At 58.3% G+C, this 21,639-nt stretch carries 19 protein-coding genes and 4 pseudogenes; 12 read left to right on the forward strand and 11 right to left on the reverse strand.

The genetic code is table 11. The features are described 5' to 3' along the window. Nucleotides 1–7: 7 nt before the first annotated feature. Together EK373_RS32150 and EK373_RS32155 are read right to left on the reverse strand one after the other, a co-directional pair. Nucleotides 8–673 carry a response regulator transcription factor gene (locus EK373_RS32150; RefSeq protein ID WP_129649471.1) on the reverse strand — a complete coding sequence of 222 codons (666 nt, stop codon included), beginning with the start codon at nt 671–673 and terminating at the stop codon, nt 8–10. A 21-nt stretch (nt 674–694) separates the two neighbouring features. Further along, complete coding sequence (locus EK373_RS32155; protein ID WP_129649472.1) at nt 695–3,115, reverse strand: TonB-dependent receptor; 2,421 nt, start codon at nt 3,113–3,115, stop codon at nt 695–697. Between the two features lie 195 nt (nt 3,116–3,310). Here EK373_RS32155 and EK373_RS32160 point away from each other — a divergent pair, with 195 nt between their 5' ends. The 4 genes and pseudogenes from EK373_RS32160 to EK373_RS33560 form a co-directional block, all read left to right on the forward strand. Continuing rightward, on the forward strand, nt 3,311–3,925 hold the full coding sequence (locus EK373_RS32160; protein WP_129649473.1) for a glutathione S-transferase: 615 nt from the start codon (nt 3,311–3,313) through the stop codon (nt 3,923–3,925). A gap of 155 nt (nt 3,926–4,080) precedes the next feature. Beyond that, nucleotides 4,081–5,184: pseudogene (locus EK373_RS32165) on the forward strand (IS3 family transposase). A gap of 1,137 nt (nt 5,185–6,321) precedes the next feature. Next, nucleotides 6,322–7,749 (forward strand): glycosyltransferase family 87 protein, encoded by a 1,428-nt coding sequence (locus EK373_RS32170; RefSeq protein WP_129649474.1) that lies wholly within the window; start codon nt 6,322–6,324, stop codon nt 7,747–7,749. A 151-nt stretch (nt 7,750–7,900) separates the two neighbouring features. Further along, nucleotides 7,901–7,984, forward strand: a pseudogene (locus tag EK373_RS33560) (helix-turn-helix domain-containing protein); the annotation flags it as partial. Between the two features lie 28 nt (nt 7,985–8,012). Here the strand turns inward: EK373_RS33560 and EK373_RS34505 are convergent. Next, on the reverse strand, nt 8,013–8,150 hold the full coding sequence (locus EK373_RS34505; RefSeq protein WP_407676234.1) for an integrase core domain-containing protein: 138 nt from the start codon (nt 8,148–8,150) through the stop codon (nt 8,013–8,015). A gap of 237 nt (nt 8,151–8,387) precedes the next feature. Beyond that, nucleotides 8,388–8,540, reverse strand: a pseudogene (locus tag EK373_RS32185) (DUF1153 domain-containing protein); the annotation flags it as partial. A 57-nt stretch (nt 8,541–8,597) separates the two neighbouring features. Between EK373_RS32185 and EK373_RS33905 the strand changes: the two are divergent. Both EK373_RS33905 and EK373_RS32190 read left to right on the forward strand, forming a co-directional pair. After that, nucleotides 8,598–8,781 (forward strand): annotated as a pseudogene (locus EK373_RS33905) (integrase core domain-containing protein); the annotation flags it as partial. A 425-nt stretch (nt 8,782–9,206) separates the two neighbouring features. Further along, the gene (locus EK373_RS32190) at nt 9,207–10,556 is read left to right on the forward strand and encodes a DUF4185 domain-containing protein (RefSeq protein ID WP_129649476.1); all 1,350 of its coding nucleotides are present in this window, start codon (nt 9,207–9,209) and stop codon (nt 10,554–10,556) included. 69 nt (nt 10,557–10,625) lie between these two features. Here the strand turns inward: EK373_RS32190 and EK373_RS33295 are convergent, their stop codons facing one another. Next, the gene (locus tag EK373_RS33295; RefSeq protein ID WP_157994640.1) at nt 10,626–10,796 is read right to left on the reverse strand and encodes a hypothetical protein; all 171 of its coding nucleotides are present in this window, start codon (nt 10,794–10,796) and stop codon (nt 10,626–10,628) included. Between the two features lie 191 nt (nt 10,797–10,987). On the opposite strand from EK373_RS33295, the gene EK373_RS32195 reads away from it, so the two are divergent. Then, nucleotides 10,988–11,275, forward strand: coding sequence for a hypothetical protein (locus tag EK373_RS32195; RefSeq protein ID WP_129649477.1), 288 nt, complete (start codon nt 10,988–10,990; stop codon nt 11,273–11,275). A 23-nt stretch (nt 11,276–11,298) separates the two neighbouring features. On the opposite strand, the gene EK373_RS32200 is transcribed toward EK373_RS32195, so the two are convergent. Further along, on the reverse strand, nt 11,299–11,595 hold the full coding sequence (locus tag EK373_RS32200; RefSeq protein ID WP_129649478.1) for a hypothetical protein: 297 nt from the start codon (nt 11,593–11,595) through the stop codon (nt 11,299–11,301). Between the two features lie 192 nt (nt 11,596–11,787). Beyond that, a complete protein-coding gene (locus EK373_RS32205) occupies nt 11,788–12,237 on the reverse strand; it encodes a YciI family protein (protein ID WP_129649479.1) in 450 nt (149 codons plus the stop codon). A 69-nt stretch (nt 12,238–12,306) separates the two neighbouring features. On the opposite strand from EK373_RS32205, the gene EK373_RS32210 reads away from it, so the two are divergent. Beyond that, nucleotides 12,307–13,320 (forward strand): GlxA family transcriptional regulator, encoded by a 1,014-nt coding sequence (locus tag EK373_RS32210; RefSeq protein ID WP_129649480.1) that lies wholly within the window; start codon nt 12,307–12,309, stop codon nt 13,318–13,320. A 45-nt stretch (nt 13,321–13,365) separates the two neighbouring features. Here EK373_RS32210 and EK373_RS32215 read toward each other — a convergent pair whose 3' ends face one another. Beyond that, nucleotides 13,366–13,836 carry a carboxymuconolactone decarboxylase family protein gene (locus EK373_RS32215; protein WP_198683823.1) on the reverse strand — a complete coding sequence of 157 codons (471 nt, stop codon included), beginning with the start codon at nt 13,834–13,836 and terminating at the stop codon, nt 13,366–13,368. Nucleotides 13,837–14,121: 285 nt separating this feature from the next. Between EK373_RS32215 and EK373_RS32220 the strand changes: the two genes are divergently transcribed. Next, entirely contained in the window at nt 14,122–14,940 is an 819-nt protein-coding gene (locus EK373_RS32220) for an amidohydrolase family protein (RefSeq protein WP_129649482.1), read from the forward strand. A 30-nt stretch (nt 14,941–14,970) separates the two neighbouring features. Here the strand turns inward: EK373_RS32220 and EK373_RS32225 are convergent, their stop codons facing one another. After that, nucleotides 14,971–15,552 carry a thioredoxin family protein gene (locus EK373_RS32225; protein ID WP_129649483.1) on the reverse strand — a complete coding sequence of 194 codons (582 nt, stop codon included), beginning with the start codon at nt 15,550–15,552 and terminating at the stop codon, nt 14,971–14,973. Between the two features lie 144 nt (nt 15,553–15,696). Between EK373_RS32225 and EK373_RS32230 the strand changes: the two genes are divergently transcribed. From EK373_RS32230 to EK373_RS32240, 3 genes are all read left to right on the forward strand, one after another. Next, nucleotides 15,697–16,134 carry an Lrp/AsnC family transcriptional regulator gene (locus tag EK373_RS32230; protein WP_129649504.1) on the forward strand — a complete coding sequence of 146 codons (438 nt, stop codon included), beginning with the start codon at nt 15,697–15,699 and terminating at the stop codon, nt 16,132–16,134. An 856-nt stretch (nt 16,135–16,990) separates the two neighbouring features. Beyond that, a complete protein-coding gene (locus EK373_RS32235) occupies nt 16,991–18,898 on the forward strand; it encodes a histidine kinase (protein ID WP_157994641.1) in 1,908 nt (635 codons plus the stop codon). Between the two features lie 8 nt (nt 18,899–18,906). After that, a complete protein-coding gene (locus EK373_RS32240) occupies nt 18,907–19,668 on the forward strand; it encodes a LytR/AlgR family response regulator transcription factor (RefSeq protein ID WP_129649485.1) in 762 nt (253 codons plus the stop codon). A gap of 16 nt (nt 19,669–19,684) precedes the next feature. On the opposite strand, the gene EK373_RS32245 is transcribed toward EK373_RS32240, so the two are convergent. After that, complete coding sequence (locus EK373_RS32245) at nt 19,685–20,809, reverse strand: endonuclease/exonuclease/phosphatase family protein (protein ID WP_129649486.1); 1,125 nt, start codon at nt 20,807–20,809, stop codon at nt 19,685–19,687. A gap of 176 nt (nt 20,810–20,985) precedes the next feature. Then, complete coding sequence (locus tag EK373_RS32250) at nt 20,986–21,417, reverse strand: hypothetical protein (protein ID WP_129649487.1); 432 nt, start codon at nt 21,415–21,417, stop codon at nt 20,986–20,988. Nucleotides 21,418–21,639: the final 222 nt, after the last annotated feature.

Consider the following 21,639-nt stretch of genomic DNA (forward strand, 5'->3'; position numbering starts at 1 on the left):
GCTGCGATCAGGAGACAAGATAGCCCAGACCGCGCAAAGTCCGGAGCGACACATCAGCACCGGCGGCCGCGAGCTTCTTGCGCAACCTGTGCACTTGGGTCTCCACCGAATTCGCACTGCGCTCTTGCTCGAAATCATACAGGCATTCGGCAAGCCGCTCCTTCGAGATGACACGGCCCTGATGGCGCAGCAGCGCCTCGAGCACGATCAGCTCCGAGCGTGTCAGGTCGAGCGGCGTCTCGGCTACAGTGGCGATGCGTGCGGACGTATCGAGCTTCAAGCGACCGAGCGTCAACGTTCGACCCAATGCCGCTCCCGGACGACGCAACAGCGCGCGCAGCCGAGCGATGAGCTCCTGCATCGCGAAGGGCTTGACGAGATAGTCGTCCGCGCCGCCATCCAGACCGCGCACGCGATCCTCGATCGAACCTAGCGCGGTGAGGATCAGCACGGGTGTCGTGTTACCTCGGTCACGCATTTCTTTTAGCGCGCCGAGGCCGGTGCCGTCCGGGAGCATGAGATCGAGCACGGCGGCATCGTAGTCGGCCGCTCGCCAGAGCCGCAGTCCCTCGGTCGCCGTTCCCGCTGTATCGACTGCGAAGCCTTGCGCACGCAGGCTCTCCGCGACGGCCTGACAGAGACGCTGGTTATCTTCGATGATCAGCAATCTCACTGGACAATCTCAGTGATCGGCTCATTCGCCCGGCGTCCAGGAATATTCGAACCGGAGTCCGATGGTGGGCAGCGGCTCGTCGAGTCCTTCGATGATGTTGACGCCGCGACGTTCGTCCCATTCATAACCGTTGGCGTTCTCGCGACCGTAAACGTTCAGGATGTCCAGATAGGCAACCAGGCTCAGCGGGCCGAAGCGGCGCTGGTAGTCCGCGCGCAGACTCAGCGAATGATAGGCAGGCAGACGCTCGGCGTTGGTGCGCGTCAGCTCCTTCGAGTAACGCACGGGACCTGCGTCTCCCAACACGTCGCTGTGCACGACGAACGCATCGGTGGGCCGGCCCGAAGCATATTTCCATTTCGCCGAGAATGTCCACCGATCGCTCGCCTGCCAGACGCCGACGATACCGAACGCATGCGGCCGATCCCAATCCGACGCATATTCCCCTTCGCCGAGCTTGTCATCGCGGCGGGCGCGCGAGTAGGAGTAAGTCGCCGAAGCGCTCCAGCTTCGGCTCATGCGCTTGGCAAGCATCAGATCCACGCCCGTGGCGGAACCCTCGCCGCTGTTCGTTGCAATGTTCGTGGTCCGATCGTCGAACACGATCAGGTCGTCGAGCTTCTGATAGTACCCTTCGGCCGAAAAACGCAGATCGTCGCGCAGGTGCCGGGAATAGCCCAGCACCCACTGAGTGGAGCGCTCGCTCTTCAGATCGAGATTGGATGGATCGGCCGCGATATCGAGATAACGCGGTGTTTGATAGTACACGCCACCCCCGGTCCACACTCGGGTGACCGCGTCGGGTTGCCAACTCAATAGCAGGCGTGGGGCGACGACGGACTTTCCGGAAAACCCATCGCGCTCGTAGCGCATTCCGGGTGTCCATGTGAAATCGCCGATGGTCCAGGCGTAGTCGGCATACGCGGCAATCTGCGTCTCCGCTGCGTTCAACGTGGAGTTGTATTCCTCGGGCGTCAGCACGATGAACTGTCGGGTCGGGTCGGGACGGAAGTCCGACTGCTCGTACACATACCGTATCCAGTCGCCGGACAGACGACGGTCGAAGTCGAGATCCACGCGAGCGACCCGCGCGCCGGCGGAGAAGATTCCATCCGAGCCCAGCACCGTGCTGAAATCGCCGCGCCAGCCGATCTCTGTTTCACGCTCCTTGATGCTCAGAATGTTCTCGCGGACCGGCGTCGTGGCAGGTGTCGGGTCAGGGCCCGCGAGGTCCGGATATGCCTCGCCCTCCGTGCCTGTCGTATCGCTGCTGCGGTAATAGAAGGTATTGCGCAACTGTGCGACCTCACCGGGAGACCACCGCCACGTCACGCCAAACAATGTGTTGTCCTGCTGCGTATCCTCGAGCCCCACGTCCTCGAAGTTTTCGGACTCGAGCGCGTTCTCGACCGTTCGCTTGGAATCCTCACTTGCCTGAATCGCCAGCAGCTCGAGACGATGATCGTCATTCAGGTCGGTGACGGACTTCACGATGAAGTCGGTCAGGGTCTGCTTGCCGATGTCCTTCTCATCGATCGCTTCGAACAAGTTGCTGAAATCGAAGTGGCGCGCCGATAGCAGCAAGCTGGTGTTATCGGCCACGTAGCTCGGTCCGTCGTAGTCCACCTCCACTCCGATGATGTCGACGCGTGCGCCCGCCGTGGAGCTCACGGGATTGCCGTCCGCGATCTCCAGCTCCAGCAACGAACCATTCCTGCCGCCCTCGGCCGCCCGCCAGCCGCCCGGAGAAAACTTGGCGCGGCCGATGATGTTCGGCGCGAAGATCGAGTATCGTCCGCCGCCATCGACAGCCTCCTGCTCGCCGAACGACTCATCGAAATGCGCCACCTTATCGAAAGGAATGCCATCGATCAGGATCAGGTTGTCCCGCGGCCCGTTGCCGCGCACGGTGAAGCTCGAGAACTCCCCCGTCGAGACGACGCCCGGCAGAACGTCCAGCGCTCGGAACACGTCGCCTGCACTGCCCGGATTACGCCGTATCTCTTCACGCTCCAGCTGCACGGTGTTCGGCGTCGCCCGCGGATCCCCCGCTGTCGCGCGCGCCGAGACAACCACTTCTGCAAGCGTTTCATCGCTCCCGCGCACCAGCGCGAATTCGACGGCAGCGACTCTGCGAAGCACGACCCGTACATCCGCCTGCACGGCTTTCAGAAAGCCCTGCTCCTCCACCTCGACCGAATACACGCCTTCCGGCACGCGATCGAACGAAAACGCTCCGGCGGTATCGGTTTCAACCGTGCCCTGAACCCGCTGATTTCGCATGAGGCGTACGGTGGCCGTCGGTACCGCCCGTCCAGTCACCGAATCCACGATGCGTCCACGAACGCCACCCTCAGCCCCCTGTTGCGCCTGGGCATGCGCTGGAAGCGAGACAGATACACAGAATGTAAGAGCGGCAAGCGGCAAGAATTTTTGCGGCATAGCGGGTTCCTCGGACACTTGATAGTGATCGGACGCCAAGCTAGCAATCGAGTCTGTCGCGAAACTTGCGGCCCGTGCGGAACTGGAATCCGACCCACGTAGCGAGCCTGTGTCAGTGTGCTGCCGTAGCACGATCGCTTACCAGGCTTCCCGCGTTGCAGCGGCTAACGAGCCACCGGGTATACTCGCGCCCCCATGCAGGCGCAGCTCCCCATCCTGTACTCATTTCGCCGCTGCCCCTATGCCATGCGGGCGCGGCTGGCACTAGACGTAAGTGCCCAAGCCGTTGCCGTAGTAGAAGTCGCGTTACGCGACAAGCCAATCGACATGCTACGTGCGTCGCCAAAAGGCACGGTGCCGGTTCTGATCGACACAGACGGCTCGGTGATCGACGAAAGCCTCGACATCATGCTCTGGGCTCTGCGCCGGAACGATCCCGAGCAATGGTTGGCTCCGGGCCGAGACGATTTTGCAGCGATGAGCTCGTTGATCCGCCATTTCGACGAGCACTTCAAGGGCCATCTCGATCGATACAAGTATCCAGATCGATTTGTCGGCGCGGATCGCGAGCTCAGCCGAAGCGAAGCCGTGATTAGCCTGCAGTTGCTGGAGTCGCGACTTCAATCATCGAGCTACCTGTTCGGGAATCGAGCAGCACTGGCGGACATGGCGATCGCGCCGTTCGTCCGTCAGTTCTCCGCAGTCGATCTGGGCTGGTTCGCAAATCTGCCGCTGCCCAACACAGCGCGCTGGCTGGCGATGATCCTGAACTCCCCTCGATTCGTACGGATCATGCGACCAGCAGGCTGAATCGAGAGAGCAGTAAGTGTCAGATGCTCTACTGCTGCCACATGGTGTCGCGACTGCCGCAGAACGTGCCTAACTGGCGGCGCGCCATCGACGTCTCCCCAATCCTGAGTAGCGCGATGGTTCAGAGTCCAGCCCCAGAGACGGAGGTTGGACGGGTGAAGAAGCGGTTTTCTGAAGAACAGATCATTGGCTTTCTGCGGGAAGTGGATGCCGGCGTGCCGGTCAAGGAGCTGTGCCGAAAGCACGGCTTCTCCGAGGCCAGCTACTACCTCTGGCGCAACAAGTTCGGCGGCATGGAGGTCTCCGACGCGAAGCGGCTGAAGGCGCTGGAGGCCGAGACTGCGCGTTTGAAGAAGCTGCTGGCCGAGTCGATGTTAGAGAACGAGGTGACGCGCGAGGCGTTGCGAAAAAAGTGGTAGGCGCACCAGCTCGATGAGAGGTGGTGCGCTGGATGAAACCACAAGGACTGTCCGAACGGCGTGCGCTGCAGATCATTGGGATGAGCGCGAGCTCGTTGCGATATCAGCCAGCGCCGGATCGCAACGGCGAACTGCGCGAGCAGATCGTGCATTGGCGCAGCGCCATCGTCGCTACGGCGCCGGGATGATCTACCTGAAGCTGCGTCAGGCCGGCCGTCGCGTGAATCACAAGCGCGTGGAACCGCTCTACGTGCAGGAGAAACTGCAAGTTCGTCGGCGCCGACGGAAGAAGATACCGACGTCGGAACGACAGCCGTTAGAGCGCCCGTCGGAGGCTAATGTCGTGTGGTCGATGGATTTTGTCTTCGATCGCGTCGCTGGTGGCCGTGCGATCAAGACTCTCGCGGTCGTGGACGATGCCACACACGAGGCGATCGCCGTCGTTCCCGAGCACAACATCAGCAGTCGTCAGCTCGTGCGTATGCTCGAAGATATCTGCACCCGCCGCGGCTACCCCAAAATCGTTCGCACCGACAATGGCAAAGAATTTTGTGGTCGAGCGATGCTGACCTGGGTGCACGAGAATCACGTCCTGCTGCGGCTGATCGAGCCAGGCAAGCCGAACCAGAACGGCTACATTGAATCATTTAACGGGCGCCTACGAGATGAATGCTTGAACGAGCACTGGTTCACGAGCTTGGCGCACGCCAGGGCGGTGATTGAAGCTGGAGACGTGAATACAACGAGGAACGCCCGAAGCGATCTCTCGGCGGACTTACGCCATCGCAGTACGCAAGGCAATTGGCAGAGAAGAAGGTTACATTAACGGCCGGACTCTAGGACAAAGTGCTACTCAAGGCGGGGGGACGTCGCCATTTCTCTGCCGACAGTGTCGATGAGTTGATGCGTTGAATCTGATTCGCCCCTTCTCTGACTCGGTTTCGAGCGCCTACTAAAAATTAAGGCGTGAGAGGGGCGCTACCGTCCGCTGTGGTCCCCGCAATAACCTCGTCTGACCGACCTCCCGTTGGGTCTATTTTGTTCACGCGCACACCAACGAATACTCGTGGCGTAACCCACCGAGTATTGCTTTGGCATGAACCGAGCGAAAGCCGTCCAGCCGATGCCGAGAAGGCGACAACGGCACGGTCGAACCCGCGGAGGATCAGGAACGCCTGGACCCAGAGCTGAGTGCGGGCGTCCGCGGTTGCAATGTGTCACCCAAGCTTTGAGCGTCCGGCGTAGATGTGCTTCTGAGAGCGGGATGATCCTGTCCAACACCCTCTGCGAATCGTCCCGATGACGCGTTCGCAGATGGAATCTGCTTTGGGACTGCGCGGCGGATTCTTCAACACCCAGCCACAGCGACGCAGTTTTTCAGACAGGCCCACAAGTCCCATGCCCCTCAACAGCCACATTTTCGAGTATTCCCTGGGCGGGAAAGAGCCGGCGGGTCGCAACAAGAACTGTTCACTCAAGTGTCCCTCCAGTCAGATTAGCACTTTAGGTTGTCACTGGGTCATTACAAGAGTGCCATTGTCAAATATCCAATGACTAAGATGCCTCGCCTCTCCATCAGAAGCAGCGCATTCAAAGCATTCGGCCGCCAGTCCACATTCGTCATAGGGCGCAGCCATCTGACAGCCTTCTAAGCTAGTTCGCGCATCTCAGGCGCGCCGATCGAGCGACAATACTCAACGCGAGAGAGGTAATGCATGGCGCCGGGGAACAATTCCGCGCGGGCTGGAAGGCACACTGGATTACTATCATTCTGCTTAGTTTGCAGCATGGGCGCAGCGGCCACTATTGGGATTGCATTGTACTCATACCATCATGCTGCCTGGATGGTCTCAGCGCTAGTGAGCGCCCTTGTGTGAGTTGTGTGGAATCACGCAGTCACAAGGCTCTTCACCTGGGCAGAGACGGATGATGAGCAGTATTGACCTGTAGGTGGTGCAATTCACTTTGAGTGCGCATATGCCCAACCAGGATAGTTATGGATCTCGTCGCCATCACGAAGAAGGGAGGCGCGAGCATGAACTTGGTCTCGCCAGGTCGTCATGGTTGGAGCGCGCCTTCCCTCGAACGAGGCTCTCGCTCGCCGACTATGCGCTTTGTGGCGTGTCGCTGGGCATCTGCTTCTTCCTGTTCTTTCACGATGATATCGTATATCTCGGGCAAAATTCACTGAACTATCTATATGGCAGCCCATGGGAATTCTACGAAAACGCAGCGAAGCACCAGGCATGGGGCGCTACGTATCCTCCTTCCCTATATATAATCTTTGCAGTATGGCTCTATCCTTGGAAACTGGCAGGAGTAATCGTCAGCCCACATGAATTCCCTTGGTACTTGACTTATTGGCTTAAATTTCTGACCACCATTATATATTTTCTCTCTGCACATACATTCTATCTGATTGCAAAGGAACACTTCTCGAACGATGAGGCCGCGAAGTACGCCACCGCTGCTTGGTTTACAGCACCTCTTGCCATATTTTCTCAGTTCCTACTTTCCCAGGTTGATATATTCTACGTGCTGCTGTCGTTGCTAGGATACCTAATGATTGTGCGCGACCGTAATTTGCCGGCCTCGGCACTCTTCGGGATAGCAATGACATTTAAATTTTTTCCGGCATTCATTTTTATTCCTTTGCTCCTGCTACGTGAAAAGAACGTGGCGCGGATAGCAGTCAATATCTTCGTATTCTCTCTGCCAACCCTGATTATCTATTGTGTTTACTGGCATTCACCGTTCGTCACCGATCCGGTTCGGCAGGCACTTGTCGATCGTATCTTTTCAGAAGCCATTGTGGGGGAAGGGGGCCACATCAAGATCTATTTGCTGCCTGCGGCATTCATGATTCTGTGCGGGGTGGCATATTTCAGGAGCGCGACCGCTGAATTTCGATTGCAGGAGTCTGCACATGTCTGGTTGGTGGCTTCGATATTGCCCTTCCTATTTATTCTCTGGCACTCTCAGTGGTTGATACTTCCGGTGGCTGCCATGGTTCTAACATCGGTGGGCCGTATAAAACTTAAGTCGTTCATGCTGCTTGATCTTGTTGGAATGGCTCTGTTCGTGGCCACTATGTCATACATTGTTGATGCCGCTATCTTTCGTAAAGAGATATTCAACGTGCATTTCTCCAACCCGGTGCCGATGACCGAACTATTCCTCTGGTTTGGTGACAAAAGTTACAACGTGTTCTTGACGGGATTCACTGGCTACTTGGCGCTGCAGATCGTGCTCAAGTGCGGAATGCGCGATGAGGTTAAATTCAAAGATGGATTTGCCTCATTCGACTATGGAGATCTCCGATGGCGCTTCTACGGAGGTTTGTTGTTATTTTTGGTGCCCGCGCTGCTTTCAGTGTACAGGGCTAGCGCCCCCCACTTTGAGTAATGATTGTTTTGGATATATTAGTTTCGCCTTGGTCTGATACCCCTCTTGCAAAGAGCGGGGTTGCTCGGTTCGATTAGTGTTACCAGGCAATCACCTAACCAAAAGAGCAACCCGCGTGAATGTTTTGAATCAGAACATCATCAAGCACAGGATGGGCCTGTTGAATCTGGCCGACGAGCTTTGCAATGTCTCCAAGGCCTGCCGAGTGATGGGCGTGTCTCGAGATACGTTCCACAGTATCGACCCAGCGGAACCTGCTCAGCTCATGCTGCTAAAGCGAAGGCTTCGGCCGGCGTTTTCATACCCCGCGACTGATGAGGTCGCCGATTGTTGTAAGGACTGATCCAGTCACCAATCACGCCGCTGGCGTGCTTTAGAGTCTCGAAGCGATGCCGGTGCACGCATTGGTCTTTTGAGCGCTCGTATCACGCGTTCCACCAGGCCGTTCTGCTCGGGCGTATGTGGCGTGATGAACTCCTGGCGAAGGCCGTAGCCGCGTACCAGCGCGGTGTAGCTATGACTGGTAAAGACTAGGCCGTTGTCCGAGCGAAGTAGAAACGCGTGCGGCACACGTCCCAATATTCCGAAGCGCGCGATCAACGCCTGCTAGGAGCATCGCCTCGCCGTAGGCTTCCTGCATCATCCAGCCAGTTATCGATCTCCGAGGGCAGCAGGTCATGAGCTCGGCCGGCTTCGGCCACTGTCGCCCTACCTTCAATAATCTCCAGCACCAACGCGCTCTTGCGTCGAGCAGTCCAGCGTTTGATCCCGTGGTCCATCAATGTGTTCAAGTGTATCAAAGATCAACACCTGAGCAGGTTTTCACTGGGTCGATACGGAACGGCACACGACTGGGCTTGGTGCCGTGCTTCACGCCGCCGCGTAGCCCGCAGTCGAATGGAATAGCCGAGGCGTTCGTGAAAACGTTCGAGCGCGACTACGTCCGCGTGAGCGAGTGTAGGGCCGCGCAGTTAGCGTTATCGCAAATCAGGGTGGTTCGAAGATTCCAACGAGCACCATCCCCATCGGTGACTGGGAATGAGGTCACCTCGCAAGTTCATCCGCAGTTATCATCAATCCGCAGCCGATCGGCGTCTGGTTTACCTCTCCCAGGATCTTGACCATTTGCTCTTCGGCGAATCGTCTCTTCTTCATCGCTCCTCTCTCCCGAGGAGCCGACGTCCCCCCGCCTTGAGTAGCACTTTGTCCTAGAGTCCGGCCGTTAATGTAACCTTCTTCTCTGCCAATTGCCTTGCGTACTGCGATGGCGTAAGTCCGCCGAGAGATCCGGGAGACGTCGGAGCCATCATCTCACGAAGCTTCAGCTGGGGCCGAAATTCGATCGGCAGGTCAGCGCGATCGTATAGGTAGAAACCGATGATCCAACGCGGGAGGGGGGACATTGTCGCTCAACGATTGATCTATTCGCATATAGATTGACTGCGCACAGGGCCCTTATGCCAACCCGCCGGGATTTTATTGAGCAAGCAGCACTCGCTGGTGTGCTTTCGAGTTCCATTGCGCGCGCTAGTTCTGAAGTCTTGGAAAGTCCCGCTGCATCTACGGCAGGTATGTCGAAGAGACGATCGAAATTCGGTCCCACTTTGAAAATAAAATCCTTGATACGCCGTGATGAAACAATAATTAGAAATAATGCTGCCCACGGGGACAACTGGCACATGACCTGGGCGGATGACGGTCTTCAGTATGTCAGTATGTGTGATGGTCACGGACCGATCGAACCTCTTTCAGAGGACTACAATAGTCGATTGCTCGCGCTCGAAGGCGGCCCGAAGAACTACGAATTTCGTGATGTCCAAGGATACCCAAAACTCAGGCCCAATTTCGAGACGGATCCACGTTATTATAACTTTGGCGTTATAGCGTTTGATGGAAATATCTATCAGTTCCTGAGTACTTGGTCCATTCCTGCGGGCAAAGAGGCGGCAGCGGGTGAGATGCGCTTCATGGGGGTAAAGGCGATCTATTCCTCGAATAACGGAATCACGTGGCATAACCAGGACGGATCGGCGCCCGTAAAATGGGAGGGTTGGAATCAGCGGTCCAAAGAAACAATGCTTTTTTACGAAGAGCCGCAGGAAACGTTCTCGATGCTGTCAGTTCTGCAAATGGGGCGTGGATATAGAGACAACCGTGATGGATTTATTTACATCTATGCTCCGAATGGCAACACTGAAGGTACGATGAATGAACTCGTCATGTTTCGAGTTCCCAAAACGAGGATCTTGGATCGAAGGGAATATGAGTATTTCGCCGGATGGTCGCCTACTGGCGAAGCGAAGTGGACGAAGCATATTGATGGACGTGGGATAGTGCATAAGTTTCCATCTGGATGGGTGAATAAGACACGTCATCCATGGGCATGGATTCCTAGCATTACGTACAATGCCCCGTTGGGCCTCTTCATGATGGCCAATTGGGGGACCGGCGTAGGTCCCGAGCCGGATTGCGAGTGGTTTTGGAAGCCAAGCTACCTGGGCTTCTGGACAGCGCCGCACCCTTGGGGACCCTGGACTCAGGTGCATGAGGAAATGGCATGGACCCCGGAGGGAGATACCAACGCTTGTTGCTATAGCCCTATCATCTCGCCAAAATGGATCGCTGAAGATGGTAAGTCATTTTGGCTTGTATGGACAGATTTTATGCATGTAGATGCAGAGAAGCTTCCCCAGATCAAAGAATGGATAGATAAACTCAATCATCCTGGAATGAAGAGAGCGGAGCTTGGGCGGCTCATTGCACCGTACTACGGCTTCAATATACAGCGTGTTGATCTGACAGTCTGAGGATTGTGCACGCACTTGGTCTGTACAGCTCTCGTATTTCCCCGACAGTCAGGATCTCCGAGCTAGGGTTCAGTCAGCCGTTGGCAGCGGCACATTAACCGGCTCCTCCAGCTTCACTTTTGCGGCGATCTCACGCCGCTTCGCATCGACGTCCTTCGAGATCGGCGCAACGTTCTCGTAGAAGCCGTCGATCAGCACCTTGTTGGTGTCCTCGTCGATCAGCGTCGAGAGCGTCTTCATGTGACGCCAGGCCGGAGACGCGACCGTGCGTTTGTTGCCGCCGTGGATGTCGCTGTAGTTCGCCCCCCACTTCGGGCCTGCTGGTCGTGAGCTCGATGTAGAACAGCCCTTCGGAACCGCCGGAGAGTCCGCCCTGGCGACCGAAGCGGTACACCGCGTCCGCCTTCGCGAACTTCTTAGGGTGCTCCAGCATGAACTTGCGGAAACCCATCGACATGCGTTCCTCGGCGCCGAAGATCACATTTACGGGCAGCTTGCCGAACGCCGCCTTGATCGACGTGAGTGCGTTGAGCTGCACGACCTGCGGCCCCTTGGAGTTTGGCACCGCGGCCGATCAACACTTTCTTGAACGGCGCTGCTCGACAAGTTGGCCTTCGAACGGCGGCGCCTTCCATAGATCGGGCTGCGTCACCGGCATCGTGTCGTACATCCAGTACAGCACCACGGTTTTATCGACGCCCTCGTCGCAGTTCGCGTAAACAAAAGGGTTGCCCTGCTGGCCCTACTCCGTCACCCCAGGCTCGTAGAGCTCCGTTTCCTGGCGGCCGAGCTGGTCGAAGTAGCCCTTCACCATCTCGGCGGATTCCTGAATGCCTTCGCGAGTTCGAACCCTCGTTCCTCTTCGGCGATCGAGCTTTCGCACCAGCGCCCCGTCTGATGCGTCGAGCAGAGCGATGTGGCCAACGGTGTTCTTGATTACGATCCGATGTTCGTCGGGATGAATCGCGCAGTGCACGACATTGCGGAGCGGACGAACTCGAAATCGCCGTGAGCGAGTGGTCAGATCCCATGCCTCCACCTCGCGACTCCACCTCAAAAGCGAAGCACCGCTCGGGGAGAACGCAACGCCAATGCATGGTGGAAGCTTGAGCACTGTGGTCATTCTCAACCTTCGCGCCTTGCGCTCGACGGCTCAAGTGAAACGAGAAGTGTAACGATCGGGTCCAGCAACCATAAAGAATTCGCAGGTCTCTTGCGCAGCCAGCTGTGGTTATCGCTTCCGCCGTGTAGCAAGTTGAGTCGATGAGACAAGGCTTGCCCAGTCGACCAGATTCCAGCGCTGCACGATGCAGGTCATCACGCCCATCGTTACTGCCGGATCTGCGGCGACAATCGACCGCGCGCCCTCATCGTCGTCGGCTTCGAACGCTGCGGCGCCCCCGGAGTGATCGGCAAATGCGCCTGCGAACTTCAGTCGGTGGTGGCGATATAGCTCGAGCATGTAGCGACCGTGGTCACGCAACGGCTGCTCGCTGGTCGGCTTTCCGGGGAGCCATCCAGGACCCGGGCGATAGATGGCGAGATAGAGCGGTCGCCGGCCGGCGTTTGCGCCAGGCCGGACAGCAACTGCCGCGCTGCCGATGCCCACTCCTGCTGCGGCAATTCCGGACTTCACGAAGCGGCGGCGGCCGCGCGTTGTCGGCGTCGTGGGGCTTTTCATGCAGTCAGGCTACTCCTGTCGCGCATCGGATGAAGTGGCATAATCGCCACCATCGTGGCGAGAACGGACATGAGCCGTACAAACTCTGAGATTCGCATCGCGGTGCTGGGTTACGACCGGTGCTCCGCCTGGATCACTGCGGGGCTGCTCGAATTGTTTGCGGTCGCCGGCATCGCGGGCCGCCAATCGGGCCGGAATGGGGTGCACTTTCGCTGCGAAGTCGTGAGCACCACTCGCCGGCCCGTTCGCGCTTCACACGGCGTGCGGCTGACTCCAGCACCGCTGCGCCGCCATTACGAGGCTGTCATCGTTCCGCCAGTTTGGGTCGAATCTGTCTCCGAGCTCGTTCAGCGCGTCGAGCAGCTGCATAGCCTGCATGCGCTACTGCGCACGCTCGCTTCTCGCAGCGACATCACGGCAAGCGCATGCAGCGGCGCAGCTATTCTTGCGAGCGCAGGTTTGCTCGCCCAACGCCGCGCCACGACGTGTTGGTGGCTGGCGTCATGGTTCGCTCACACGTTTCCGGACATCGATCTCGAGCCAGATCGGCTTGTGATGATCGATCGCGATCGCTGGACCGCAGCCGCGGGTTCGGCGTACATCCATCTCGGCCTGGCGCTCGTACAGCGATTTGCAGGATCGAGAGTCGCGACGGCAACGGCTCGGCTCCTGCTGGTTGAACGTCGGCGCGGTTCGCAGTCGCCATTCATGAACCGGCTGGACAACGCCGTGCAGACGGACGACGCGATCGTGGGTCGCGCGCTAAGGCTGTTCGAGACGAATGCGACGCGCCGGACGACGCTAGGAATGCTCTGTAAGGATCTGAACGTCAGCGAACGAACTCTATCGCGTCGTTTCCACGCTGTGCTTGGAATGTCGCCGCTGACCTACATCCAATCGCTGCGCATCTCAAGGGCGCGCACCTTACTCGAGGAGACTTCGTCGCCGCTCGACGCGATCGTGGAGCAATGCGGTTACGAAGACATCTCCTCGTTCCGAAAGTTGTTCACGCGACACGTCGGCATGACGCCTCGTGAATATCGTTCGCGGTTCGGGGGCTCGACCAGCGGCAGTCAGCAGTAGTCGGGCGAACCGCTATACGGCGTGGCAGCCCACCACTAGACCACGTCAAGGATTGTTCGGAAATCCCTTTACGTTCGGTTCCAAGGGCAATTGCAGGACGTTCGTCAAGTAGCTGACCGTGCGATAGAAGCCGGCAAGCATGAGCAACTCAAGAATCGCTCCATCGCCGAACCGCGCCCGCAGGCGCCTCCACATTTCGTCGGTAACGCCGACTCGCTCGTGCAGTTCATCGCACAACTGGATCAGCACGCGTTCCTCTTCGTCCCAGCACGCATCGTCGGCGCTTCCATGCGCGAGTGATCGGACCTGCTCGTCCGTGAGATTTGCTCGTGCACCGAATACGGCGACGTGAATGCTCCATTCATACTCGGAGCCGCAGCGCGCCGTGGTTCGATCGATGACGATTTCACGCTGTCGCACAGTGAGGTGACCGTCGTCGAGCAGGGAACCTTGGAAGAACTTTCGGAACAAACGCTCATCGCGTGCGAGCGTAGTGAAGAGCGTTAACGGGGCCATGCCCGGCGGCATGACCGACTCTATTGCGCTTTTGATCTTTGGCGGAAAAGGCTCGTTAGCCGGACTGATGCGGGATCCCATAATAAGAACAGGCTAGAACGCTACGAACCGCAAAGCAAGCACTCCGCATTGCTTGACGCACAGCTCGGCGCACCTCTGTGCGTGCTGACCGATTTCGCCATGAAAATGTTCATTCTGCCGCTTACGCGCTCGCTACCGAACTGAGAGCATCCGGATCGCGAGCAGCGAAGTCACAAGTCGGCCATCGCATGAGGAAAAAGAGAGATGCAGATTGTCGATGCTTGGGCGCAGATCACCACCGAACGCATGAGCCGGCAGCCTTGGATGCAGACCTTGTACCGCTGGACACGACGCAGTGAAGCCGGGGCTCAATCGCTGGCCTCAACGCTGGCGGCCATGGACGAAGCCGGTGTCGGCATCGCGCTGCTCTCAGCGTGGCACGCTCCGACTGGAAGCTTGATCTCCAACGAGGAAGTGGCAGAGCAAGTCGCCGCAGCGCCGGGCCGGTTCCGGGGTGTAGCGAGTGTCGACCTGTTTCGGCCGATGGATGCCGTGCGAGACATTCGTAGCTGGGTCGAACGATCGAAGTTCGTGGCGGTGCGTGTTGTGCCTTGGCTATGGGATCTCCCACCGACCGATCGTCGTTACTACCCGGTGTATGCAGCGTGCATCGAGGCCGGCGTCCCGCTCTGCACTCAGATCGGCCATACCGGCCCGTTGCGTTCGTCTGAAACTGGCCGGCTGATACCCTATCTCGAGCAGGTGATGCTCGACTTTCCCGAACTTGTTGTGGTCGGCGGCCACGTCGGCTTTCCGTGGATCGACGAGCTGACCACTATGGCCGTGAAGTTCGAGCACTTCTACGTCGATACCTCTGCTTACGTACTCCACCGCCTTCCGCCGGCGTTCGTCGACTGGATGAAGGGCATCGGGTCGCGGCGGGTCATGTTCGGGAGCAACTGGCCAATGCTGACTCCGGCGCAATGTCTCAAGGAGCTCGATCATCTGCAATTGACTGATGAGCAAAGCGCCGATTTTCTGGGTGGCACTGCGCGGCGAGTCTTCCACCTCCCCGCTTCCTAAGGGCCGCACTAATGGAAAGGTTGCGCGCTTCTATGTCGAACTCGCCAACACTCGCAGCTCCTCGCGCACATCCTGCCAGTTCCGCTCGTAAAAGACCGGCAGTTGTCCAGTGAACCGGCGCACTAGCCATTGAGCGAAATCACCCACGGGCATGCCGTCGACGAGAGTTATTTCAGGAAGCGGGTCAGACTGAACGAAATTTGACATCCATTCTCGATCGGATTTTCCACGTTCCGACCAGTAACCGAGGGCGCGCCACCGTGAATCGAGCAGGACGACTGTCGGAATGCGGCTTACTCCGCCTCTTCCGGGAAATTGCGCAGCGGCAGCCTTGTGCTTGTCATGGCTTGCCACGCGCAGTTCCGCACCGGGTGAAGCTTCCACGAGCCGCGCGATGAACGGAAGATTGATGACGCAATCAGCACAGTACGGCTCGCAAAGAATCAGCACTCGCGCGCCCGGCTGAAAGATGCAACTGTCCGCGTCCGACGCAATAAACCCGAACCGCCGATAAGTTTGATGAAATCGGTCGGCATTCGCTCGTACGCCGCCTAGATACTCATCGAAGCTGACGCCTTCAGCATAGATCGGTTGAAGTGAATTGTCGCTCATTCTGCCTCTTTTGTTCGTGATGACACAGCCGACTGGACTCAAGCATCCACTAAGGTGCGGCCAGCGTGAATGGACGATCGAAGGTATGCTCGATCCTCCACACAGAAATTAAGTTCCTGAGGGGACCTGACTTTGAATTCGAATGTGGACCGCCTCGATCGCCTGATCCTGGCTCACTTGGAACGTGAGGGTCGAATCGGCTTCGCCGAACTCGGCCGTCGCGTCGGCCTGTCTTCACCCGCTGTCGCCGAGCGCGTCCGTCGGCTTGAAGACTCTGGCGTGATCACCGGGTATCACGCGCATGTCGATCCCGCGAAGTGCGGCCGAGGCATCGTGGCGATCGTGAATCTCACAATTCGGGGCGAGGAGTGCCCGAACGTGGGAAAACACGTTGCAGGCATCCGTTCGGTTGTCGAATGCCACCGAGTCACGGGCGAACATAGCGCCGTCATGAAAGTCGCAGTTGGCTCCATTGCAGAGCTCGAGGCCTTGGTCGATCGCTTAGTGACAATAGGCAAGCCGTCGTCGAGCGTTGTGTTGTCCAGCCCCGTTCGCTTCAAGCCGCTGACCGACCTTCCTTGATGCTGCGTGTCGACCCGCGACCGCAGAATGCTCGGTTGATCAGTAGTGCTTATGGACACTCCGTCGAGCTGCGAAGATCATGCTCCAAATCGCGTATCGCCTCGAGATTGCCAGTCACGTACGATGCTTGGGGCCTGATGGCGCGTGCCTGCAGCAGATCGCGCCGTGCCGCCGCGATATCCCTCGACAACAGGAACATGACCGCGCGATTCGCATACGCGATCGCGACGTATGTATCAGGTCGGACGCGCTCGGCAGATGAAGATTTGTACGACGCGAGCTTCCGATCCCGAAGCGCAGCTTCCACGGCTCCATCGCAGGCGGTACGCGCGTTTACCCACTCTTTAGATGCTGTGTGTATGACGCATAAGTTCGTCAGCGACCAGGAGCCAGGGTTGGCAACCGCAAGCTTCGAGAGAGCAATGTCGTAGCGTCTGGCCAGGATGTGCCGGCCGCCGGGCCCGGTTGGGTAGGCTGTTAAAACCAACGGTCGCGAGCCACCCTGGATCTCAATAGCAGCTTTGGCAAAGGGCCTGGCCACCGCGCCGGGAGAGGCAAGGAGAAACGTTGCGCAGGAAAAAAAAACTGCAAGCGTGGCTCGACAGCTTGACTCAATGATGTGCATAGAAGCCTCCGAGGACGACTGCGTCCTCCCGTGTACAAACGGATGCTATTGGGGGCCGGGCTTACTGTTGCCGAAATCGTGTCAGCGCGGAAAAGGCCGCCTGAGCGCTTCGTAAACGCGGTTGAGCGCACGGCTGCGGCCGAACTGCACTCCTCCGCCATTTGCGGTTGTGCTGGACTTGCTGCATCGTTCGCCTGGCGGGTCTCAGGTTCGCAGCATCGTTGCGTACAAATGGCTAATTTCTTTGTAATCGCTCAAATCGTGGGCTGCGGGGTCGGAGCCATTCTCTCGCTATTTCTGGCGAGCCTGGCCTGGCGTTCGCAGGAGAAAGGTCGAGCAGCGCGCATTCTGTATGCAGCTTGCGCACTCATTTTCTCTGCCGGCGGCCTGATGCTCGGCGGTATCTCTCTCACCGGGGACCCCGGAACGGCGGGCAAGATGACAGGAACGCTTCGGCTTGCAGCGGCTGCGTTCCTGCCAATGAGCGCGGTTGGCATGTGGCTCGATGACGAGGGCCTGTCGACCCAAAGGCGTCATCTCGGCAAACTTCTGTTCCTCTTGGCAATGATCACTGCCGCACTGATTGTTCTCGCCGGTTTTGCAGCAGTCTGGATCGTGCCGCGCTTGGACGCCGATTCAGTCCTAAGGGACACGCTGACAACGGGACCGGTTCATAGGGCGCTCTCGTACAACGGCTTCCTGGTTATCGCGGCTGGAGTCTGGCTGCTGCTGCGGAATCAGAGCCGGGGGCGATTCCAACAGTTCTCAGTGTGGACGCTCGTGGCGGGTCTGTTCATCGGTGCGGCCAGCATCGTGGCGCGTGATTTCTTCGCTCTGTCGAAATCCCTCGACTCGCTGCTCCTCGTTGCGAAGGAACAAGGCGTGACTCTGATCTTGATCGGCTCGCTATTCTACTTCGCACGCTTTCGCGCAGTAGATGTCTTCCTGAAACTAACCCTGCGTCTGTTTGCGGCTGTGGTTCTCGCGCTGGCTGCAGCCATCCTTACCCTCGGGCCCATCCATACCATGGCAGCGGGCGCTACCGCGCCTCTCGCATTTACAGCTATCGGACTTACGGCTCTGATCGGGCTCGTGGTGCTCATTTTCCAGCGCATCTCGAGATTGACTGATGCCATCGTCGAACGCGTTATCTTCGGCAAACCAGACTATCGGCAAGCCGCCGCAGAGCTGCGAGAAAGGTTGGCGCCGCTGGAGTCTGTCTCCGAGGTGATTGCCGCGACCGAAGAATTCATCGGCCGCACCCTTGGGATGCTGGACGTGCGAATTCAGCCGAGTGCCGCACCAGCTGAAGATGCACGCGCCGTCGATGCGGTGCAGGCCCCCATCATGGTGGGGAATCAGAGGCCGTATGTGTTCATGGTGAGCTCGCGGTCCAGGCAACATATTGTGATGACCGTCGATGTCGAGTTCTTACGTGAGGTGGCGGTGATTGTCGGCCGAAGACTCGAGGCACTGGAGCGCGAAGGCGACCGCGTAGAACGCGCCCGCCGCGAAGCGCAGCTCGTCCACCAGGTCGTTTCCGCCGAGTTGCGCGCGTTGCGTGCACAACTCAACCCGCATTTTCTCTTCAATGCTCTCAATACCATCGCCGCGCACATCCCGCATGACCCGGAAAAGGCGGAGTTGATGATCGTTCGGCTCGCGAGGGTTTTTCGCCACTTGCTGACGCATTCCGAGAAATCGTTCACCTCGCTGCACGAGGAGGTCGAGTTCCTGCGCACCTATCTGGAAATCGAGAAAGTTCGCTTTGGAGAGCGCTTGACCATTGAATTCGATATCAGCGACGCCGTCGCTGCGGCCACTGTGCCCTGTCTCATTCTGCAGCCACTCGTGGAGAATGCGCTCAAACACGGGCTGGCGGCCAAACGCGGTGACAACCAGCTCATCATTCGCGCCGATCGCATCGCCGATTCACTTTCACTTTCCGTGGAAGACAATGGCGTCGGCATCTCGGAATCGATCGACGCTGTGCATCCCCGGGGTGCGAACGGTGTCGGCTTGCGCAACATCCGCGAACGACTGCGAACGATCTACGGCCATCGTGCCAGCTTGGTGCTAGAGAACGTTAGCCAGGGCGGCAGCCGCGCGTTGGTCATCATTCCGGCCGATATACCATGACGAACTGCATGCGCACTTTGTTGGTCGATGATGAGCCAAGCGCGCGTTTGCGCTTGCGCCGTTTGATCAGTACTGACAGACGTGTAGAAATCAGTGGCGAAGCGGCGGATGGAGTGGAAGCTGTAAAGGAGATCGAGCGTCTTCGACCGGACTTGATGTTCCTGGATGTCCAGATGCCCGGCTTGGACGGCTTTGATGTGCTGCGCGCGCTTCCAGCCTGCTCCACAATCCCGCTGATTATTTTTGTCACAGGCTTTCATGAATACGCGATCAAGGCGTTTGAGGCGAACGCAGTCGCCTATCTCCTGAAGCCAGTGGAAACAGAACGCCTGCATGTCATGATCGAGCGCGCCTGGCGGCTCCACAGCTTTGTCGAAGAGCGTGAGCTCAATGACAAAAACGTGGAAGCTGCACTGTCCAGCGCCAGCCCGCAGTTGGAGCACATCGTAGTGCGCAGGCTCGACCGGCTGTTGCTGCTCGACCCGCGTGAGGTCGTCTTCTTTTACATGGATAATGGCATGGTTCGCGCCAGAACCGCAGGGGACAGCTACTGGGTCAACTATCAGTTAGGCGAATTGGAAAGCGCACTCTCGAGCGCGAATTACTTTCGAGCACATCGCTCTACGCTCGTAAATTTAAAGGCAGTACGCGAAATTCGGACCGACGGGCGTAGCGGGTTTGTGTTGATCATGGCAGATTCCGCCCAGACCCAAATCGAAGTCAGCGACCGTCAAGCCCGCCTCCTGCGCGCACGTATTCCCGGTTTATAGCTCGACCACGACAACTTCATCGACCGCGCGGTTCAACCGCATTAATCTTCTCACGCGCCTCCTGTTGATCGTCAGGCGATGGCGGTGGCTCACGTGGCTCGGCGGTCGCCGAGGGTTCCAAGCTCAGCCGCGCGAAGACTGGGAAGTGGTCGGAGCCGCAGTTCCTGAGCACTTTGAAGGCGAGCACGCGAAACTGCGTCGAGCAAAAGACGTGGTCCAATGGATAGCGGAGCATCGGCCATCGCGCGTTGAACGTGCTGAAGAATCCGCGGCCTACGCGAGGATCCACGAGGCCGCTGATGCGCTTGAAGAGAGTATTCGTCCTCGACCACGCAACATCGTTGAGATCTCCGGCAACGATCGTGGGATCGTCGCAGCCCTGCATCTCCTTCGCAACGATGAGGAGCTCAGCGTCGCGCTCCGCGCTGCGGTCACTCTCCTGAGGGGCGGGCGGTCGAGGGTGCACGCATCTCAGCTGAATCGATTTGCCCGAGGGCAGCAGCACCTCGGTGGCGATGGAAGGCACATCGTCCTGGACCAGGAACTGAACCCGCGCGTTCCTCAGCTCGAGCCGGCTGAATAACAGCATGCCGTACGTGTTTTCTTTGATGCTGCGAACGGTGAACGGATGGTTGTCCTGAAGGTCGCTCAGCGCCTGCTCCCACCAGGCGTTCGTCTCCACGAACAACATCAGGTCCGGGTCATTCTCGGCGATGAGCTCCCGGAGCACGTGGGTGTTCCGATTGTCCATGTAAACGTTGGAAATCAGGATACCTACCGCGCTCTCGTCATCGCGCCTGGAGCCGCGTTCGACCTCGACGCGCGCCAGCGGCGTATACGGATACATGCGCCAGAGCTGATAAGTGAGGCATGCGGCCAGCAATCCGAGAAATACATGGTCAGCCGCACTCGGATCCTCCCGCACCAACACGTACATGACGAAGATGACGAGGAAGCACAGCGTCAGCTGCAGCCTGGGGAACTCGAAGATGCGGACCCACCAGACATCCGACCGCGAAAGCGGCAGCAAGCTGGCGCCGATCATCAGCCACCCTCCGATGGCAAGCGCAGTCTCCAACAGGTCCTCCCCTACTCGCGGCTTCTTTTTTCCTGAATTCGCGCTCCACGCGGATGGTTCCATGCGCGACCATTGCCGACGCAACGCCCGGACTCAACCCGCGTGAGCCGCCGGCCAGAGACTCTTCTGGAACTGCCCCCCCGGCGGAGAGGAAGTGCCCAGCACTGCCGAACCCAAGCGCTTTATCGGTTCATAGCGCAACGCCGCGCCGGGGTCCGAGCGTCAGCTGCAAACGCTCTCTAGCGCTTCGCCTGGCCTTCATACAGTTTGTCAGCGGCTTTCATGATCTCTTTCTGATGACGCTTCACGAGGCTGGCGCACTGCGTTTGGCGATCCGCGTCGTAAGCCAAGTAGGCCTTGCTGCCTCCGGCTTTGATTACTTTCTCCGCGTTCTGCTTTTCACTTTCAGAGGCTTCTATGAACTCCCGTCGTAAAGTGCGTTGGCTAAGTGACTCTGCGATCTGAAGATAAAACTGAATTTGATCTTCCAACTTTTGTAGCTCGTCGGTCCTGTCGTGGCCTGAGCTCTTCAGGAGGTGTAGGTGGTAGGCTCGCGAACCTGCGCAATCCAGAAATGGCCTAATGGGGACGGCCGGCTCGCCCGCCGCCGCCGCCGCGGCCGCCCCAGCCAAGACACCGACTGCAGCTAGTCGACGAGCCAGGATATGCATCAGGTGAACTCCAAAGCGGTAAATTGATTTAGAACTGAGCTCGGTGACGGAGTAGCCTGGGCACTGTCCGACTCTCCCCTGAGTCTACGGACCACAATGGAGTTCGCACGCGAGATGTCCATGCAGCCATACAGGATTAGTCAAGTTATGGAAACTGGATGCCCAAGTTGCAATCCATGCGACTGCTCGACCAGCTAGCAAGCGCATTCGGTACCGCCACTA

The organism is Peristeroidobacter agariperforans (genome assembly GCF_004138335.1).
In the GTDB taxonomy this organism is placed as follows: Bacteria; Pseudomonadota; Gammaproteobacteria; order Steroidobacterales; family Steroidobacteraceae; genus Steroidobacter; species Steroidobacter agariperforans.

Bases quoted from the DNA above. Each gene is read 5' to 3' on its own strand.
- EK373_RS32205 (WP_129649479.1), bottom strand. From the start codon at position 12,237: ATGAAAAGCCCCACGACGCCGACAACGCGCGGCCGCCGCCGCTTCGTG.
- EK373_RS32250 (WP_129649487.1), bottom strand. From the start codon at position 21,417: ATGCATATCCTGGCTCGTCGACTAGCTGCAGTCGGTGTCTTGGCTGGG.
- EK373_RS32220 (WP_129649482.1), top strand. From the start codon at position 14,122: ATGCAGATTGTCGATGCTTGGGCGCAGATCACCACCGAACGCATGAGC.
- EK373_RS32245 (WP_129649486.1), bottom strand. From the start codon at position 20,809: ATGGAACCATCCGCGTGGAGCGCGAATTCAGGAAAAAAGAAGCCGCGA.
- EK373_RS32210 (WP_129649480.1), top strand. From the start codon at position 12,307: ATGAGCCGTACAAACTCTGAGATTCGCATCGCGGTGCTGGGTTACGAC.
- EK373_RS32240 (WP_129649485.1), top strand. From the start codon at position 18,907: ATGCGCACTTTGTTGGTCGATGATGAGCCAAGCGCGCGTTTGCGCTTG.
- EK373_RS32235 (WP_157994641.1), top strand. From the start codon at position 16,991: ATGGCTAATTTCTTTGTAATCGCTCAAATCGTGGGCTGCGGGGTCGGA.
- EK373_RS32170 (WP_129649474.1), top strand. From the start codon at position 6,322: ATGCCCAACCAGGATAGTTATGGATCTCGTCGCCATCACGAAGAAGGG.
- EK373_RS32225 (WP_129649483.1), bottom strand. From the start codon at position 15,552: ATGAGCGACAATTCACTTCAACCGATCTATGCTGAAGGCGTCAGCTTC.
- EK373_RS32160 (WP_129649473.1), top strand. From the start codon at position 3,311: ATGCAGGCGCAGCTCCCCATCCTGTACTCATTTCGCCGCTGCCCCTAT.
- EK373_RS32215 (WP_198683823.1), bottom strand. From the start codon at position 13,836: ATGGCCCCGTTAACGCTCTTCACTACGCTCGCACGCGATGAGCGTTTG.
- EK373_RS33295 (WP_157994640.1), bottom strand. From the start codon at position 10,796: ATGAAGACGCTCTCGACGCTGATCGACGAGGACACCAACAAGGTGCTG.
- EK373_RS32190 (WP_129649476.1), top strand. From the start codon at position 9,207: ATGCCAACCCGCCGGGATTTTATTGAGCAAGCAGCACTCGCTGGTGTG.
- EK373_RS32155 (WP_129649472.1), bottom strand. From the start codon at position 3,115: ATGCCGCAAAAATTCTTGCCGCTTGCCGCTCTTACATTCTGTGTATCT.
- EK373_RS32195 (WP_129649477.1), top strand. From the start codon at position 10,988: ATGAACTTGCGGAAACCCATCGACATGCGTTCCTCGGCGCCGAAGATC.